This is a genomic window from Kitasatospora sp. NPDC057542 (genome assembly GCF_042801945.1).
Classification (GTDB): domain Bacteria; phylum Actinomycetota; class Actinomycetes; order Streptomycetales; family Streptomycetaceae; genus Kitasatospora.
The window spans coordinates 1-15,762 of sequence record NZ_JBHVFE010000184.1 but is presented as its reverse complement, the minus strand read 5'-3'; the positions used below and the strand labels follow the sequence as shown (position 1 = coordinate 15,762).

Annotated in this window: 14 protein-coding genes and 2 tRNA genes; 8 read left to right on the top strand and 8 right to left on the bottom strand. The window is 73.3% G+C overall.

Going from position 1 to position 15,762, the window contains the following annotated elements:
* Positions 1-45 precede the first annotated feature (45 nt).
* On the bottom strand, positions 46-465 hold the full coding sequence (locus ACFU7Y_RS22800) for a DUF3151 domain-containing protein (protein ID WP_224284780.1): 420 nt from the start codon (positions 463-465) through the stop codon (positions 46-48).
* Positions 466-686: 221 nt separating this feature from the next.
* On the opposite strand from ACFU7Y_RS22800, the gene ACFU7Y_RS22795 reads away from it, so the two are divergent.
* A complete protein-coding gene (locus ACFU7Y_RS22795) occupies positions 687-1,481 on the top strand; it encodes a DUF3152 domain-containing protein (protein WP_380769481.1) in 795 nt (264 codons plus the stop codon).
* A 71-nt stretch (positions 1,482-1,552) separates the two neighbouring features.
* Here the strand turns inward: ACFU7Y_RS22795 and ACFU7Y_RS22790 are convergent, their stop codons facing one another.
* The 4 genes from ACFU7Y_RS22790 to purS form a co-directional block, all read right to left on the bottom strand.
* Positions 1,553-2,365, bottom strand: a complete 813-nt coding sequence (locus ACFU7Y_RS22790) for a sterol carrier family protein (RefSeq protein WP_380769480.1) — start codon at positions 2,363-2,365, stop codon at positions 1,553-1,555.
* A gap of 66 nt (positions 2,366-2,431) precedes the next feature.
* A complete protein-coding gene (gene purL / locus ACFU7Y_RS22785; RefSeq protein WP_224281514.1) occupies positions 2,432-4,687 on the bottom strand; it encodes a phosphoribosylformylglycinamidine synthase subunit PurL in 2,256 nt (751 codons plus the stop codon).
* Complete coding sequence (gene purQ, locus ACFU7Y_RS22780) at positions 4,687-5,364, bottom strand: phosphoribosylformylglycinamidine synthase subunit PurQ (RefSeq protein WP_224281512.1); 678 nt, start codon at positions 5,362-5,364, stop codon at positions 4,687-4,689. The genes purL and purQ overlap by 1 nt, the downstream gene beginning before the upstream one ends.
* Entirely contained in the window at positions 5,361-5,615 is a 255-nt protein-coding gene (purS, locus tag ACFU7Y_RS22775) for a phosphoribosylformylglycinamidine synthase subunit PurS (RefSeq protein WP_049654013.1), read from the bottom strand. Before purS ends, purQ begins: the two co-directional genes overlap by 4 nt.
* 467 nt (positions 5,616-6,082) lie before the next feature.
* Here purS and ACFU7Y_RS22770 point away from each other — a divergent pair, with 467 nt between their 5' ends.
* The 7 genes from ACFU7Y_RS22770 to ACFU7Y_RS22740 all read left to right on the top strand — a co-directional run bounded on the left by ACFU7Y_RS22770 (position 6,083) and on the right by ACFU7Y_RS22740 (position 10,739).
* A complete protein-coding gene (locus tag ACFU7Y_RS22770) occupies positions 6,083-6,400 on the top strand; it encodes an Lsr2 family protein (protein WP_030056585.1) in 318 nt (105 codons plus the stop codon).
* 143 nt (positions 6,401-6,543) lie between these two features.
* A tRNA-Gly gene (locus ACFU7Y_RS22765) sits at positions 6,544-6,616 on the top strand.
* A 39-nt stretch (positions 6,617-6,655) separates the two neighbouring features.
* Positions 6,656-6,728 (top strand) — tRNA-Gly (locus tag ACFU7Y_RS22760).
* Between the two features lie 188 nt (positions 6,729-6,916).
* Positions 6,917-7,927, top strand: coding sequence for an ABC transporter ATP-binding protein (locus ACFU7Y_RS22755; protein WP_380769478.1), 1,011 nt, complete (start codon positions 6,917-6,919; stop codon positions 7,925-7,927).
* On the top strand, positions 7,924-8,754 hold the full coding sequence (locus tag ACFU7Y_RS22750) for an ABC transporter permease (protein WP_224281509.1): 831 nt from the start codon (positions 7,924-7,926) through the stop codon (positions 8,752-8,754). Before ACFU7Y_RS22755 ends, ACFU7Y_RS22750 begins: the two co-directional genes overlap by 4 nt.
* 109 nt (positions 8,755-8,863) lie before the next feature.
* Positions 8,864-10,105, top strand: coding sequence for a sensor histidine kinase (locus tag ACFU7Y_RS22745; protein WP_224281508.1), 1,242 nt, complete (start codon positions 8,864-8,866; stop codon positions 10,103-10,105).
* A 13-nt stretch (positions 10,106-10,118) separates the two neighbouring features.
* The gene (locus tag ACFU7Y_RS22740; RefSeq protein ID WP_380769477.1) at positions 10,119-10,739 is read left to right on the top strand and encodes a response regulator; all 621 of its coding nucleotides are present in this window, start codon (positions 10,119-10,121) and stop codon (positions 10,737-10,739) included.
* 25 nt (positions 10,740-10,764) lie between these two features.
* Here ACFU7Y_RS22740 and ACFU7Y_RS22735 read toward each other — a convergent pair whose 3' ends face one another.
* The 3 genes from ACFU7Y_RS22735 to ACFU7Y_RS22725 all read right to left on the bottom strand — a co-directional run bounded on the left by ACFU7Y_RS22735 (position 10,765) and on the right by ACFU7Y_RS22725 (position 15,152).
* Positions 10,765-11,664 (bottom strand): phosphoribosylaminoimidazolesuccinocarboxamide synthase, encoded by a 900-nt coding sequence (locus tag ACFU7Y_RS22735; protein ID WP_224281506.1) that lies wholly within the window; start codon positions 11,662-11,664, stop codon positions 10,765-10,767.
* A gap of 53 nt (positions 11,665-11,717) precedes the next feature.
* The gene (locus ACFU7Y_RS22730) at positions 11,718-13,325 is read right to left on the bottom strand and encodes a N,N-dimethylformamidase beta subunit family domain-containing protein (protein ID WP_224281505.1); all 1,608 of its coding nucleotides are present in this window, start codon (positions 13,323-13,325) and stop codon (positions 11,718-11,720) included.
* 228 nt (positions 13,326-13,553) lie between these two features.
* Complete coding sequence (locus ACFU7Y_RS22725; RefSeq protein ID WP_380769476.1) at positions 13,554-15,152, bottom strand: hypothetical protein; 1,599 nt, start codon at positions 15,150-15,152, stop codon at positions 13,554-13,556.
* Positions 15,153-15,762 lie beyond the last annotated feature (610 nt).

Here is a 15,762-nt window from a genome sequence, read left to right as displayed (position 1 = left end):
CCCCGGCGGAGACCGCCGGGGGCACCCGCACGTCGGGGGGGTGTCCTACTGCTTGAGCTCCGCGTACGCCTCTGCGCTGCTGTCCTTCAGGAACTGCCAGCAGCGGGCCTCCTCCTCGGTCTCCTTGATCGCGCCGGCCGCCCGGGCGAGCGCCGCCAGGCAGCGCAGGAAGCCGCGGTTGCCGCGGTGCTCCCACGGCACCGGGCCGTGGCCCTTCCAGCCGTTGCGCCGCAGCGCGTCCAGGCCGCGGTGGTAGCCGGTACGGGCGTAGGCATACGACTCGACGTACCGGCCGGCCGCGTAGGCGTCGTCGGCGAGCATGGCCCAGGCCAGGCAGAAGGCCGGAAACTCGGCCGCCACCTGGGTCGGGGAGGCCGACTCCTCCGCCAGCATCCGGTAGGGCCGCTCCTCCTCCGGGAGGAGGGTCGGTTCGGGACCGTCGAGAAGGTTCCTGTGAATCGCCATGCCCTGAAGTCTGCCATCCGAGACGCAGGGGTCAACCGCCGTCCCGGACGGCCACCGCTTCCCGCGCCCCGAACGCCGCACACCGGGGACATGGACATTCACCCGTTTCCCATGCGAGTGTGAAGATCATGTCCGCAGCCCGATCCGCCGGCAGGCGCGCCGCACCGCCCCGGAAGGGCGGTCGCCGACGCCGACGGCAGCGGCGGAGACTCGGCCCTGGCATGCTCACGGCACTTGTGGTCGCCGTGCTGGTGCTGGGCGCCACGGCGGTCGTGCTGACCCGCCCCGCGGGGACCCCGGCCGCCGCCCCGACCACCCAGGCGAGGGTCGCCCCGCCGGCCGAGCAGGCCGCCACGGCGCCGCCGGCGGAGACCCCGCCCCCGGCTCCCGCCCCGGCACAGGCCGACACCCCGCCGCCCGCACCGCCCGCCCCCGCCGGACCGGACCCAGGCCCCACCAAGGGCGCCGGCACCTTCACCGTCGCGCCCGCCACCGCCAAGCCGGTCGGGCACGGCACCGTGCGCCGCTACCGGGTCGAGGTCGAGGACGGCATCGGCATCGACGCCTCAGCGGCCGCCGCACAGATCCACGGCATCCTCGGCGACAAGCGCGGCTGGACCAACGACCGCAAGAACGGCTTCCAGCTGGTCGCCGGCGGCCCGTACGACTTCACCGTGAAGATCGCCTCACCGGCCACCGTGGACCGGATCTGCGGCGCCTCCGGCCTGGACACTCACGGTGAGGTCAACTGCAACGTCGGCAACCAGGTGCTCGTCAACTCCAAGCGCTGGAACACCGGTTCGCCCCAGTTCAGCGGACCGCTGGAGGAGTACCGGGCGCTGATCGTCAACCACGAGGTGGGCCACCGGATCGGCCACGGACACGAGGGCTGCCCGGGGGAGGGCAAACCCGCACCCGCGATGATGCAGCAGATCTACGGCCTCAAGGGCTGCACGCCCAACGCCTGGCCGTACTCCGCGGAGGGCGGGTACCTCAGCGGGCCGTCCGTCCCCTAGGACAGGAGCCGCGGCACGACGGGCAGGACCCGCCCCCACGCGCCCCGCAGACACCGGTTCGAGGACAGGCCCTAGCCGAGCACCGGCAGGTACGCCCGCAGGTCGCTGCGCTCCCCCGAGGCGGACACCTCGGCGGCCTCGACCGCCGCCGCCCAGTCGGCCCGGCCGGTGGCCAGCCGGATCCAGGTCAGCGGGTCGGTCTCCACCACGTTGGGCGGGGTGCCCCGGGTGTGCTTCGGCCCCGGCACGGCCTGGACGACCGCGTACGGCGGGACCCGCACCTCGACCGCGCCGCCGGGCGCCTGGTCGGCGAGGGCGTCGGCCAGCAGCCGGGTGACGGCGGCGAGGGCCTGGCGGTCGTGCGGGAAGGCGTCGAGGCCGAGCGCGTCGGCCAGGTCGTCGGCGTGCACGACCGTCTCCACCAGCCTGGTCACCAGCATGTCGGAGAGCGCCATCGAGCCCAGCCGGATCTCGAACCTGCGGGCCGGGTCGGCGGCTTCGGGCCGCTCCAGCAGGGCGGTCAGGGCGTCCGCGGGCCGCCCGAAGGCGGCCGCCACCGAGGCCGCGTCCCCGGCGAACTCCGCCGCGCTCCGCTCCCGGGCCTGCTCGTCCAGCAGCGGCGCGACGGTACCGACCCCGGCCACCCAGCCCAGCAGGTCCAGCGGCGCCCGTCCCTGGGGCAGGTCGTCCAGGTGCGCCGGGACGTACTCGAGTTGGACGGCGAGGTGGGCGAGCAGCTCGCGGACCCGCCACTGCCCCAGCCGGGTCGGCAGGTCCAGCTGCCCGGTGCCGAGCGCGGCGACGGCGGCGCTCAGCGCCCGGGTCTGGCCGGCCAGACCGGCGCGGACCTTCTGCGGCTGGTACGTACGGGGCTTGGCAGGCATGGGCCTCAACATACGCCGAGGGGCGGACGGTTCACCAGGAACCGCCCGCCCCTCAGGAGCCGTGCGTCAGGCCAGCAGAGCCTCGATGACGCCGGTGTGGGCGTCCTTCAGCTCGGCCAGCGAGACGCTGAACTGGCCCTGGACGTCCAGGCTGTCGCCGTCCACGACACCGATCCGGGTGGCCGGCAGGCCGCGCGCGGTGCACATGTCGTTGAACCGGAGCTCCTCGCTGCGCGGCACCGCCACGACGGCGCGGCCGGCCGACTCCGAGAACAGGAGGACGAACGGGTCCTGGCCCTCGGGCACGACGATCCGCGCACCGTGGCCACCCTTGAGGCAGCTCTCCACCAGCGCCTGGCCGAGACCGCCGTCGGACAGGTCGTGCGCGGCGTCGATCATGCCGTCGCGCGAGGCGGCGATCAGGATCTCGCCGAGCAGCCGCTCGCGCTCCAGGTCCACCTTGGGCGGCAGGCCGCCGAGGTGGTCGTGGACGGCCTGCGACCAGGCCGAGCCGCCGAGCTCGTCCGCCGTGTCGCCGAGCAGGTAGAGCAGCTGCCCCTCCTCGGCGAAGGCCAGCGGGGTGCGCCGGGTGACGTCGTCGATGACGCCGAGCACCGCGACCACCGGGGTCGGGTGGATGGCGACCTCGCCGGTCTGGTTGTACAGCGAGACGTTGCCGCCGGTGACCGGGGTGCCGAGCACCAGGCAGGCGTCGGCCAGGCCTCGGGTGGCCTCGGCGAACTGCCACATCACGTCCGGGTCCTCGGGGGAGCCGAAGTTGAGGCAGTCGGAGACGGCGAGCGGCTTGGCGCCGCCGGCCGCGACGTTGCGGTACGCCTCGGCCAGGGCCAGCTGGGCGCCGGTGTACGGGTCCAGCTTGGCGAAGCGGCCGTTGCCGTCGGTGGCGACCGAGACGCCGAGGTTGGTCTCCTCGTCGATCCGGATCATGCCCGAGTCCTCGCCGACCGAGAGCACGGTGTTGCCGAGCACGTAGCGGTCGTACTGGTCGGTGATCCAGGACTTGGAGGCCTGGTTCGGGTGGCTCGCGACCTTCAGCAGGTCGGCCTTGAGGCCCTCGCCGGTGGTCGGGCGGGCCAGCCGCTCGGCGGTCGGGGCGTCGGCCTGCAGCGCGTCCTGCCAGCTCGGGCGGGCGTACGGGCGCTGGTAGGTCGGGCCCTCGTGGGCGACGGTGCGCGGCGGGACGTCCACCACGAGCTCGCCGTGCCAGTAGATCTCCAGGCGCTCGCCGTCGGTCACCTCACCGATGACGTTGGCGATGACGTCCCACTTCTCGCAGATCTCCAGGAAGCGGTCGACCTTGTCGGGCTCCACGATCGCGCACATGCGCTCCTGCGACTCGCTCATGAGGATCTCCTCGGGCGAGAGCGTGTGGTCGCGCAGGTGCACGGTGTCGAGCTGGATCCGCATGCCGCCGGAGCCGGCCGAGGCCAGCTCGCTGGTCGCGCAGGACAGGCCGGCGCCACCGAGGTCCTGGATGCCCTTGACGAGCTTCTCCCGGAAGATCTCCAGGGTGCACTCGATCAGGAGCTTCTCCTGGAACGGGTCGCCGACCTGGACCGCCGGGCGCTTGGCCGGCTTGGTGTCGTCGAAGGTCTCGGAGGCGAGCACCGAGACGCCGCCGATGCCGTCGCCGCCGGTGCGGGCGCCGTACAGGATGACCTTGTTGCCGGCGCCGGAGGCCTGCGCGAGGTGGATGTCCTCGTGCTTCATGACACCCACGCACAGCGCGTTGACCAGCGGGTTGCCCTGGTAGCAGGAGTCGAAGACGACCTCGCCGCCGATGTTCGGCAGGCCCAGGCAGTTGCCGTAGCCGCCGATGCCCGCGACGATCCCGGGCAGCACGCGCCGGGTGTCCGGGTGGTCGGCCGCACCGAAGCGCAGCGGGTCCATCACGGCGACCGGGCGGGCGCCCATCGCCAGGATGTCGCGCACGATGCCGCCGATGCCGGTGGCCGCGCCCTGGTAGGGCTCGATGTACGACGGGTGGTTGTGCGACTCGACCTTGAAGGTGACCGCGTAGCCCTGGCCGACGTCGACAACGCCGGCGTTCTCGCCGATGCCGACGAGCATCGCGTCCGAATCCGGCTTCTTCTCGCCGAACTGCTTCAGGTGGACCTTGCTGCTCTTGTACGAACAGTGCTCCGACCACATGACCGAGTACATGGCGAGTTCGGCGCCGGTCGGACGGCGGCCGAGGATCTCCCGGATGCGCGCGTACTCGTCCTCCTTGAGGCCGAGTTCGGCCCAGGGCTGGGCCGCGTCCGGGGTCTGCTCGGCGTTCTTGACGGTGTCGAGGCTCATCAGGCGTTCACCAGCTGCTTCAGGACGGAAGTGAAGAAGCCCAGGCCCTCGGTGGTCGGACCGGTGAGCGGCTCCACGGCGTGCTCCGGGTGCGGCATCAGGCCGACGACATTGCCGGCGGCGTTGGTGATGCCGGCGATGTCGCGGTACGAACCGTTCGGGTTGACGTCCAGGTAACGGGCGACGACCCGGCCCTCCGCCTCCAGTTCGTCCAGCACCCGCTCCTCGGCGACGAAGCGGCCCTCGCCGTTCTTCAGCGGGACGACGATTTCCTGGCCCGCCGAGTAATCCCGGGTCCAGGCGGTGCCGGCGTTCTCGATGCGCAGCTTCTGGTCGCGGCAGATGAAGTGCAGCGAGTCGTTCCGGGTCAGCGCACCGGGCAGCAGGTGCGATTCGCACAGCACCTGGAAGCCGTTGCAGATACCGAGCACCGGCATTCCGAGCCTCGCCTGCTCGATGATGGTCTCCATCACCGGCGAGAAGCGGGAGATCGCACCGCAGCGCAGATAGTCGCCGTAACTGAATCCTCCCGGCAGGACGACGGCGTCGACCTGGTGGAGATCCTTGTCACGGTGCCAGAGGGCGACCGGCTCGGCGCCGGCGAGGCGGACCGCCCGCTGGGCGTCGCGGTCGTCGAGGGAGCCGGGGAAAGTGACGACGCCGACGCGGGTGGTCACTTGCCCTCCTCCTCGACCCGGACGGTGAAGTCCTCGATCACGGTGTTGGCGAGAAAGGTCTCGGCGGCTTCGCGGATACGGGCGAGCGCCGCGTCGTCGACCGGGCCCTCCACATCCAGCTCGAAACGCTTGCCCTGGCGGACGTCGGCGATCCCGGTGAATCCGAGACGGGGCAGTGCGCGCTGCACCGCCTGTCCCTGGGGGTCGAGGATCTCCGGCTTGAGCATGACGTCGACTACGACGCGTGCCACTGGCACTCCCGGTGGTGTCTTCGGTGAGGCGGGGGAACTCCAGACTACCCGTGGTTTCGGGCAGGATTGCTGGCCGGGGATAGCGACGCGCGTAGACCCCAGACCCTTACGCCGCAAGGGATCCGGGCTCCTCGCCGCCCGTCCGGGCCGACCGGTTTCCGCGGATTCGGCACTCGGAACCACGCCGTCCGGAGAACACCCGAATACGGCACTTGGGGACAGATCCGCCCGTCCCGCTCATCGGTATCCGGGAGTCCCGCGAAGAGACGTGAATATCCGGAAAAGAATGCCGGACTCTTCGATTTCGGCCCCCTTCGGGTGCAGAATAGGGCCACCTGTCGCGGCAAGTGCTGCGTATCAGGCGAGCCGTCCGGCCCGCCCGTACGCGCTTGCGCGAGTTGGTGCACATCAGGCCCCGGCGTACCCCCGCGGACCGGTGGCCGAATTGCCCGAGAGGATTGACACCCATGGCTCAGCGTGTAGTTGTCACGCTCTCCGACGACCTGGACGGCGGCGCTGCCGCGGAAACCGTCCACTTCGGCGTCGACGGGAAGTCGTACGAGATCGACCTGTCCGTGGACAACGCGGAAAAGCTGCGGGAGGCCCTCGCCCCGTTCGTCGCCGCCGGCCGCCGCCAGAGCCGCACCGGAAAGTCCTTCCGCCGCACCGCCCTCACCCCGGACCCGGCCGCCGTCCGCGCCTGGGCCCTGTCCCGCGGGATGGAACTGCCGGCCCGCGGACGCATCCCCAAGCACGTGTACGAGGCGTTCGCCGAGGCGAACTGAGCCGCGCGGGGACCCGCTCCCCGGTCGCCCCGCCCACCCGGACCGAAAGGGTGGGGCGACCACCCCGAACGATGCTGTAGAGTATTCCTCGTCGCCGCAACGGAGAGATCCGAAGAGGCGGCGGGTGCCCCACCAGGCACCATGCGGACGTGGCTCAGTTGGTAGAGCATCACCTTGCCAAGGTGAGGGTCGCGAGTTCGAATCTCGTCGTCCGCTCGCAGTGCGCGAGCACAGCACAACTCAATAGTCAGACCTGCGGACGTGGCTCAGTTGGTAGAGCATCACCTTGCCAAGGTGAGGGTCGCGAGTTCGAATCTCGTCGTCCGCTCCGGTACGAAGGGCCCCCTCGATCGAGGGGGCCCTTCGGCATTCCCCCCGGCGCCCGCGGGCCCGACGTCCGCGAGTTCGACCGGGGGTACGGCCATGACATTTGTCATCGCCGACCCGTGCATCCCCACCGCGATGTCATGACGGCGCGCACTGCCCGCGCGGCCCGGTCGGCGGAAGGCTTGAGGCATGGAAACGAGCCGGCCCTCCCGCCCCAGCGAAGACGTGATCGAGGTCACCGACCTGCACCGCCACTACGGCGGCGGCACCACGGGGTACCACGCCGTGCGCGGCGTCGACCTGACCGTCCGCCGCGGCGAGCTGTTCGCCCTGCTCGGCACCAACGGGGCCGGCAAGACCTCCACCATGGAGGTCGTCGAGGGTCTGGCCGCGCCCACCGGCGGCACCGTCCGGGTGCTCGGCCGGGACCCCTTCAAGGAGCGCGCCGCCGTCCGCCCGCGGATCGGCATCATGCTCCAGGAGGGCGGCTTCCCCGGCGAGCTCACCGCCGCCGAGACCGGCCGCGCCTGGGCCGGGATGACCAGTGGCGCCCGCCCGGTGGCGGAGGCGCTGGAGCTGGTCGGCCTCGGCCACCGCGCGGACGTCCGGGTCAAGCAGCTGTCCGGCGGCGAGAAGCGCCGGCTGGACCTCGCGATGGCCCTGCTCGGCCGCCCCGAGGTGCTCTTCCTGGACGAGCCCAGCACCGGCCTCGACCCGGAGGCGCGCGCCGCCGTCTGGCGGCTGGTCCGCGAGCTGCGCGCCCAGGGCACCACGGTGCTGCTCACCACGCACTACCTGGAGGAGGCCGAGGAACTGGCCGACCGGCTGGCCATCATGCACGGCGGCCAGGTCGTCACCTCCGGCACCGTCGCCGACGTGATCGCCGGCCGGCCCTCCCGGATCTCCTTCGAACTGCCCGAGTTCGCCGGGGCCGCGCTGCCCGTCCTGGCCGGGGCCGAGGTCGCCGTCGACGGCCGCAAGGTCACCGTGCAGACCCTCGGGCTCCAGGACACCCTCACCGACCTGCTCGGCTGGGCCCGGCACCACGGGATCGCGCTCGGTGCCCTGGACGCCCGCAGCGCCTCGCTGGAGGAGGCCTTCCTCGCGATCGCCTCCGAGGCCGCCCACCAGAACCCGCCGCAGGCGCCCGCCGCCGCCACCCGTCCCGCCCGCCGCCGCCTGATCGGATCCGCCCGATGACCACCGCCGCCGCCCCCACCGCCACCGGCCCGCAGAGCACCACCGTCCGCCGGCTGCTCGCCCTCGGCCGGGCCGAGGCCACCCTGCTGCTGCGCAACCGCACGGCCCTGTTCACCGCCCTGCTGCTGCCGCTGGTGCTGATCTTCACCCTGCAGAGCACGCTGGCGAAGCAGGCCGAGACCAACCCCGGGCTGGACGTCGACTCGCTGCTGGTCTACGGCTCGGTCGGGATGATCCTGGCCTTCGTCGTGTACTACAACCTGACCGCCGCGTACGTCGGCCGGCGCGGTGAGCTGGTCCTCAAGCGGCTTCGGACCGGTGAGGCCCGGGACATCGAGATCCTGCTCGGCACCGCCGTCCCCTCGCTCGTGCTCGGCCTGCTGATGGCCGCCCTGATCGGGATCGGCGGCAGCCTCGGCCTGCACCTGGCCGTGCCGGTCAACCCGGTGCTGATGCTGGTCGGCCTGCTGCTGGCACTGGCCACCATGATCGCCCTGGCCGCGCTGTCCAGCGCCTTCACCAAGACCGTGGAAAGCGCGGGCATCACCACCCTGCCGATCATGCTGGTCATGCAGCTCGGCTCCGGCCTGTTCATCCCGCTGGAGGTCATGCCCAAGCAGCTGGCCGACATCTGCCGCCTGCTGCCGACCACCCCGGCCTTCCAGCTGATCCGCGTCGGCTGGTTCGGCACCGACGGCTCGGTCGCCGCGACCGGCTTCGCCGGCTCCTGGGGCGCGGCCGGCTCGCACCTGGTCACCGGGACCATCTGGCTGGGTCTGGCGGTCTGGGGCGCGGTGCGCTACTTCCGCTGGGAGCCGCGCCGCTGAGCCTCCGGCTGAGCACCGAACAGCAATCCGAAGGACCACCCTCGGTTCGACCTCTGATATGAAGGCAGCAAGCATGATCGTGGTCGAACTGGGGGCGGAAGAATTGAGAATGCGGTCGCCGCTTCACAGCTGGACGAACCTGAGCAAACCCCAGCGCACCGAGCTGTACCTGCGCTGGTCGCTCTACTCGCTGCCGCTGTTGGTGCTCCCGATCACGTTGCTCGCCGCCGGGGCCCGTGCCGACCTGCCGGACTCCATCGCAACGGTCCGGATCGCCCTGCTGGTCGCGCTCACCTCGACGCTGCTGGGCCTGCGGGCCTGCCGCACCTCGCTCGACCACTACCTGAAGCGCCCCACCGACCACCTGCGCTGGCTGTCCGTCAACGGCGCGTTCGCGGTGGCCGGCTCCTGGGCCGTCCTGCTGTCCGGACCGGACGCCGGTGGGGCGGACGGCCCGCAGGCAACGGCGTTCACCTCCACGGTCTCGCTCCTCCTGCTCGCCGTCGCCTTCGGCCCGGCGTCCATCGGGCTGTCGCTGCCCCGAGCCTCGCTGGCCGCCCTCGGCGGGTTCCTGCTGCTGGCCCCGGCGATGGCGCTGGCCGGGTACGGCATCGCCGGCACCGCCGGAATGCTGGTCAGCGCCCTGATCACGCTGCCCATCCTCGGAGCGACCTGCCGCAGTTTCGCCTGGCTGACCTCGGTGGTCTGGGAGCTGGACGCCGCCCGCGAGGCGCAGTCCCGGCTGGCCGTCGCCGAGGAGCGGCTGCGCTTCTCCCGCGACCTGCACGACGTGATGGGCCGCAACCTCACCACCATCGCGCTGAAGAGCGAGCTCGCCGTCCAGCTCGCCCGCCGGGGGCGTGCGGAGGCCGCCGACCAGATGGCCGAGGTGCAGAAGATCGCCCAGGAGTCGCAGCGCGAGGTCCGGGACGTCATCCGCGGCTACCGCACCGCCGACCTGCACGCCGAGGCGATCGGCGCCCGCGCCGTGCTGCGCTCGGCCGACGTCACCTGCGAGATCGACCTCGGCGAGCACGCCGACGAGCTGCCGGCCCCGGTGCAGTCGGTGTTCGGCTGGGTGATCCGCGAGGCCACCACCAACGTGCTGCGGCACAGCGAGGCCGACCGCTGCCTGATCCGGCTGCGGACCGAGGACGGACGGGCCGTGCTGGAACTGGAGAATGACGGGGTGCCCGACGTCCCGTTCCCCTCCCAGGGCAGCGGCACCGGGCTGCGCGGACTGCGCGAGCGGCTCGCCGCCCACGACGGCGAGCTGACCGTACCGGCCGCCGAGGCGGGCGTCTTCCGGATGCTCGCCACCGTCCCGCTCCGACCGCTGATCCGCCGTTGAGGAAGGTCGCCCGATGACCGACACCGCGCACGTCCGCGTCCTGCTCGCCGACGACGAGCACCTGATCCGGGGCGCGCTGGCCGCGCTGCTCTCGCTGGAGGACGACATCGAGGTGGTCGCGCAGGCCGGCTCCGGCCCGGAGGCGCTGGCGATGGCCCAGTCGCACCGCCCGGACGTCGCGGTGCTGGACCTCCAGATGCCGGGCAAGGACGGCATCGAGGTGGCCGCCCAGCTGCGCCTGCTGCTGCCGGACTGCCGCTGCATGATCGTCACCGGGCACGGCCGCCCGGGCTACCTGAAGCGGGCGCTGGAGGTCGGGGTGCGCGGCTTCCTGCCGAAGACCGTCTCGGCGTCCGACCTGGCCGGCATCATCCGCACCGTGCGCTCCGGCGGCCGGTACGTGGACCCGGAGCTGGCCGCGGACGCGATCAGCGCCGGTGAGACCCCGCTGACCCCGCGCGAGACGGACGTCCTGGAGCTGGCCGCCGACGGCACCCCGATCGCCGAGATCGCCGAGCGGGCCTCGCTCTCCCAGGGCACGGTGCGCAACTACCTGTCCTCGGCGGCCACCAAGCTGGGCGCGGAGAACCGGCACGCGGCGGTGCGGATCGCCCGCGAGCACGGCTGGATCTGAGGCCGTACCCGCGGGCGTCGTGGCGTTACGCCCAGGTGGTCCCGGTCAGCCGCTCGTACACCTCGATGTACTTGGCCCGGGTCTGCTCGACGATCTCGGCCGGCAGCGCCGGCGGCGGCTGCTCGCTGTAACGGTCCCAGCCGGAGGCCGGGGAGACCAGCCAGTCGCGGATCAGCTGCTTGTCGAAGGACGACTGCGAGCGGCCCGGCTGGTACTCGTCGGCGGGCCAGTAGCGGGAGGAGTCCGGGGTGAGCACCTCGTCGCCGATCACCAGCTCGCCGTCCAGCAGGCCGAACTCGAACTTGGTGTCGGCCAGGATGATGCCGCGCTCGCGGGCGATGTCCCGGGCCCGGGCGTAGACGTCCAGGGTGGTGCGGCGCAGCTGGGCGGCCAGCTCGGCGCCGATCCGGCGGGCGGTCTCCTCGTAGGAGACGTTCTCGTCGTGCTCGCCGACCTCGGCCTTGAGCGCCGGGGTGTAGATCGGGGCGGGCAGCTCGGAGCTGTTCTCCAGGCCCTCCGGCAGCGCGATGCCGCAGACCGTGCGGCTCTCCTCGTACTCGGCCAGGCCGGAGCCGGCCAGGTAGCCGCGGGCGACCGCCTCGACCGGGATCATCTCCAGGCTGCGGCAGACCAGCGTGCGGCCCTTCCAGTCGGCCGGGGCGCCGGCCGGGACCTCGGTGGAGATCACGTGGTTGGGGACGATGTCGGCGATCCGCTCGAACCACCACAGCGACAGCTGGGTGAGGATGCGGCCCTTGTCGGGGATCTCGTTCGGCAGCACCCAGTCGTGGGCGGACGTCCGGTCGCTGGCCACCATGACCAGCTCACCCGACTCGGTGCGGTAGAGGTCGCGCACCTTGCCGGTGTGCAGGTGGACCAGGCCAGGTACCTGGACCGGCTCGGGCTTGGTGACAAATCCGCTCAAGGTGTCTCAGTCCTCAGGGGTCGTTCACGGGCGGGGGCACCGCGAAAGGGAGGTCACTGCCCCCGCAGTCTTTCACGACCGCCGAACGCCGGTTCTCCGGCCGCCGGGCCCGGGACCGACGGCTGGTTCTTGCAGAGCCGGTCCAGCAGGTTTGCGGTGGCCCGCTGGATCCGCTCGTCGGTCAGGCCCGGACGGCCCAGCGCGGGCGACCAGGCGAAGGTGCCGGCCGCGAAGACGTACGCGCCGCTGGGCGCCCGGTACAGCGAGGTCTCCTGGTAGCGGGTGCGACCGGCCAGGTCCTGGTACGGCGAGTGTGCCAGCAGCACCCGCTCGTTGTGCTCGGGCAGCGCGACCTTGGGGTAGTAGCGGTCGGCCTCGCCCGCGACCAGCCCGGGCAGTTCGTCGCCCTCCTGGAGGCCGGTGCCGTCCCAGAGCCAGTGCGCGGTGTGCCGGGCGACCAGCGGGACGGGCGCGGCGACCCTCCCCGAGTACTGCACCCCGAGCAGGTGCTGCTCGGGCTCCCCGGCGTCCCGCCACAGCGCGCTGGCCGCGCCGGACGCCCCGGCGGCCGGGCTGCCGGGGACGACCTTCTGCCGCTTGCGGCAGTTGAGCAGCCGGTTGGGCTCGCCGGAGGCGGCAGCGGTCAGCTCGACCCGCCAGTACATGGTGTTGGCGGAGAGGAACACCAGCGAGGTGCCGCCGTCCCGGGCCCGCTCGGCGGCCCGGCGCATCGGTTCGGACCAGTACTCGTCGTGGCCGGGGAAGACCAGCGCCCGGTGCCGGGACGGGGCCACCAGGCCGGCGTGCAGGTCGGTGGCGGTGGCGTAGGAGAGGTCGTAGCCGTATCGCTCGGCCCAGCGGATGAAGTCGTACGCGTGGCCGACGTGCAGCGGCAGTCCGGCGGTGGCGTGCGGGCGGTCGAAGGAGACGGTGACGGCCGCCTCGGGCTCGCCGACCAGGCCGCCCCGGCCGTCCCAGGCGTGGTAGAGGCTGGCGCCGGTGCGGCCGTCCTCGGGGAACAGGTTGTACGCCTGCCAGGTCACGTCCGGGAGCACCAGGAGCAGCTCGGCGGTGTGCCCCTGCTCCTCGAAGTCCCGGACGGTGAAGGGGATGTGGCTGCGGTGCAGCATGTCCGCGGTGGTCAGCACGGCGACGTAGGCGCCGGGCTTCCAGTGCGTCGGGATCTGCAGCCGCCAGGAGTGCCACCAGTGGTGGCAGGAGACCGTCCGGTCGGCCACCAGCGGGGCGGGCTGGACGAGGCCGGCGATCAGCGGGCTGGAGGTCATGTGGCGGGCGCCGTCGCCGCCGTAGTGGCCGATCCGGAAGACGTCCACGGTGAACTCGCGGGGCGGGTTGACGGTGACCCGGAAGTCCACCGAGCCGCCGGGGCGGATCACCCCGGCCGAGGCGAAGCCCTTGATCTGCTGGTCCACGTCGTTGGCGCCCTGCGGGGTGCCGACCGACGGCTTGGGCCGGGTGCCCGCGGTCAGCGGCTGCTGGCCGGGCGCGTCCACCGAGACGTACCAGGGGACGGCGCCCTCCGCGCCGGCCAGGTACTGGTCCGGGCTGCGCAGCCAGGGCAGCGGGCCCTGGCCGAAGGGGTCGGAGACGCTGTAGGCGTGCGTCCCCGACTCCCAGCGGCGGTTGAGTTCGGTCCCCACGCGCCCCTCCCAGGTGCACTTCCGCCCGGTTGGCACGTGCCCCCCGGATGTGCGTGCGGTCTAATACACCACAGAGTGCTGGCGCAACGTCACCCTCCGGTAGCAATTGGTGCAGGGAATCTCGCGCGCCTCCCGGGCAGGGCCTCCGGCCTGCGAAGACGCCCGGCGGCCGAACCGATCGGGGGCGCGCGCGGTGGTGCCGAGCGCCCTCCTGGGACGCCCGGGGCATCAGAGGCGGACGGGTTTCTCCAGCCGGACGTCGGCGGCGTCCAGCCAGGCGCGCAGCGGGCCGTCCTGGCCCTGTTCGACGGCCTGGGCGACCGGGCCGGCGAGGTCGGTGCGGCGCACTCCGCCGAGCAGCAGCACCGGGCCGTCCAGCCAGTCCAGGCCGGGGGCGCCGCCGGCGGTGTCCACGGCGGCGCAACAGACCATCGCGGTGACGTGGTCGACCAGCAGGTCGCGGCCACTGCGGTCGGGTTCGAGCAGCGGGGCCGGGGCGGTGGTGCGGGCCGGCTGGGCGGCGAGCGCGGCGGCCAGCAGCTCGCCGTCGCCCTCGGCGAGCCGGCCCAGCAGCCGGGTGAGGGTCGGGGCGCCGGGGCGGGACTGCGGGACGAGCCGGTCCAGTGCGGTCTGCAGGGTGGCGGCGCCCGTCCGCCAGCCGGCGTCCACCACGTCGGCCGGGTAGTCGGCCCACTCCAGCTCGTGCCAGGTGCCCGCTTCCGGACGGCCGAAGAACAGGTCGGCGGCGAGCCGGGAGACCGCCCGGTCGACGGTGCCGGGCTCCTCCAGCAGGTCGCAGGCGGGGCGGTCGCCGAGCCTGCTGCCGTAGCCGTCGGCCAGCCGGTCGCGCCGGGACAGCTCGGTGAGCGCGGAGACCACGCCGGCGTTCAGGTGGGCCGGGTGGCGGCCGAGCCGCCAGGCGGGCAGCGCGACCCGGGTGAGCAGCCGGTCCCAGCCCGCGTAGGCCAGGCCGACCTGCTCCTGGGCGGCGATCCGCAGGCCGTAGTCGACCGTCCTGGCCTGCTCGGAGGCCCAGCCGGCGACCGAGCGCTCCAGCTCGGCGGAGTGCCCCCGGCAGGCGCCGAGCAGGCGGCGGGTGACCCTGCGGGTGACCCGCTCGGCGAGTGCGGCCGGGCCGCCCCGGGGCGGCTCGGGCGGGGCGGCCAGAATGCCGCCGCCGAGGCCGGGGGCGACACCGCCGCCGGAGTCCAGGCAGGCGTCCAGGCTGCGCAGGAAGCGCCGGGCGGCGGCGATCTCCGGGTCGGCGGAGGCGGCGGTGCCGGCCACCACGGGGGCGAGCAGGGCACGCAGCTCCCCGGCCCGCATCCACCACAGGAAGGGCGAGCCGATCACCAGGACGGGGGCGGGCGGCTCGGGGTGCGGCCGCAGCGGGTGCGGCCTCGACGGTGCCGTCCGCCGGGCCGGCGGGATGTCCTCCAGCCAGCTGTCGCAGTCCGGCGTGAGGGCGATGGCGGAGGGCGCGGGCACGTCCAGCCGGTCCGCCAGCTCGTCGATCAGCCGGTACAGCTCGGGGGCCTCGGCGCGGTCCAGCGGGACGGCCGGGGTGCGCGGCGGGACGGCCCGGCGCAGGGCCCGGGCGGTCAGCCCGGCCACCAGCAGGGTCAGCGCGGCGACCGCGCAGACCGCCCAGCGGACGGCGTCCCAGCCCGCCGCGTCGGCGGCCCCGGGTGCGCCGATCCGGCCGGTGAACCGGCCCGCGAGCAGGACCACCGCGACGGCGGCGGGCAGGGCGGCGGCGGCCCGGGCGAGGCCTCGGACCCGCAGGACCGCCTGGGCGTGAGCGCGCGCGGTGTCGACTGCGGCCATACGGTGCGGCACCCCCTTCGGAGCCCTCGGGCGCCCGGCTTCGGGCCCTGAGCCAACTCGAAACGATCAGTTCCGACCGGGAAGCGGAGGCGTCCGATCCCCGGTAGTGCATGCTGCGTGGCGCTACTGACATTTTCGACGCCCCGGTGCGGGTGGGCGTTCCGGATCGCCCCGGTTTCCACTCGTCCCGGTGACACCGCCCGGTCGTTCCGGTGACGCCGCCCGGACGCCGGCGTCCGGTCCGGTGCGAAGCACTCCGACGACCGCCCGGCCGGACGCCGTCCAGCATCCCCCCGTGGGAGCACCACTACCCGGCGGCGACCCGGCGCACGGGCCCCGCGCACCGCGATCCAGCGCACCATAAGGCCGAACGAGCGGTTGCGTCAGCCGGATGCGGGTGCTGTCACCCGATGGGCTGGAATCCGTCGGCCGAACGGTGCGTCGGCCCCTGCAGCCGCTCCGACCCCGAAACGCCCGGGACGCTGCGCCCATGGGGTTGACCGGCGGGCTCGGTTGTTCGGGACTCGCTCTCCCCTTCCGGAGTCCGCCCGCCGCCGCCCCGCACCGTGGGTGCGACGCACCGCGGCCCCCGTGCGAGCGGTTCGCACGG

What these genes read in the sequence shown, in the direction of transcription:
- ACFU7Y_RS22800 (WP_224284780.1), bottom strand. Translation starts at nt 465, where the DNA reads ATGGCGATTCACAGGAACCTTCTCGACGGTCCCGAACCGACCCTCCTC.
- ACFU7Y_RS22795 (WP_380769481.1), top strand. Translation starts at nt 687, where the DNA reads ATGCTCACGGCACTTGTGGTCGCCGTGCTGGTGCTGGGCGCCACGGCG.
- ACFU7Y_RS22790 (WP_380769480.1), bottom strand. Translation starts at nt 2,365, where the DNA reads ATGCCTGCCAAGCCCCGTACGTACCAGCCGCAGAAGGTCCGCGCCGGT.
- purL (WP_224281514.1), bottom strand. Translation starts at nt 4,687, where the DNA reads ATGAGCCTCGACACCGTCAAGAACGCCGAGCAGACCCCGGACGCGGCC.
- ACFU7Y_RS22770 (WP_030056585.1), top strand. Translation starts at nt 6,083, where the DNA reads ATGGCTCAGCGTGTAGTTGTCACGCTCTCCGACGACCTGGACGGCGGC.
- ACFU7Y_RS22755 (WP_380769478.1), top strand. Translation starts at nt 6,917, where the DNA reads ATGGAAACGAGCCGGCCCTCCCGCCCCAGCGAAGACGTGATCGAGGTC.
- ACFU7Y_RS22750 (WP_224281509.1), top strand. Translation starts at nt 7,924, where the DNA reads ATGACCACCGCCGCCGCCCCCACCGCCACCGGCCCGCAGAGCACCACC.
- ACFU7Y_RS22745 (WP_224281508.1), top strand. Translation starts at nt 8,864, where the DNA reads ATGCGGTCGCCGCTTCACAGCTGGACGAACCTGAGCAAACCCCAGCGC.
- ACFU7Y_RS22740 (WP_380769477.1), top strand. Translation starts at nt 10,119, where the DNA reads ATGACCGACACCGCGCACGTCCGCGTCCTGCTCGCCGACGACGAGCAC.
- ACFU7Y_RS22725 (WP_380769476.1), bottom strand. Translation starts at nt 15,152, where the DNA reads ATGGCCGCAGTCGACACCGCGCGCGCTCACGCCCAGGCGGTCCTGCGG.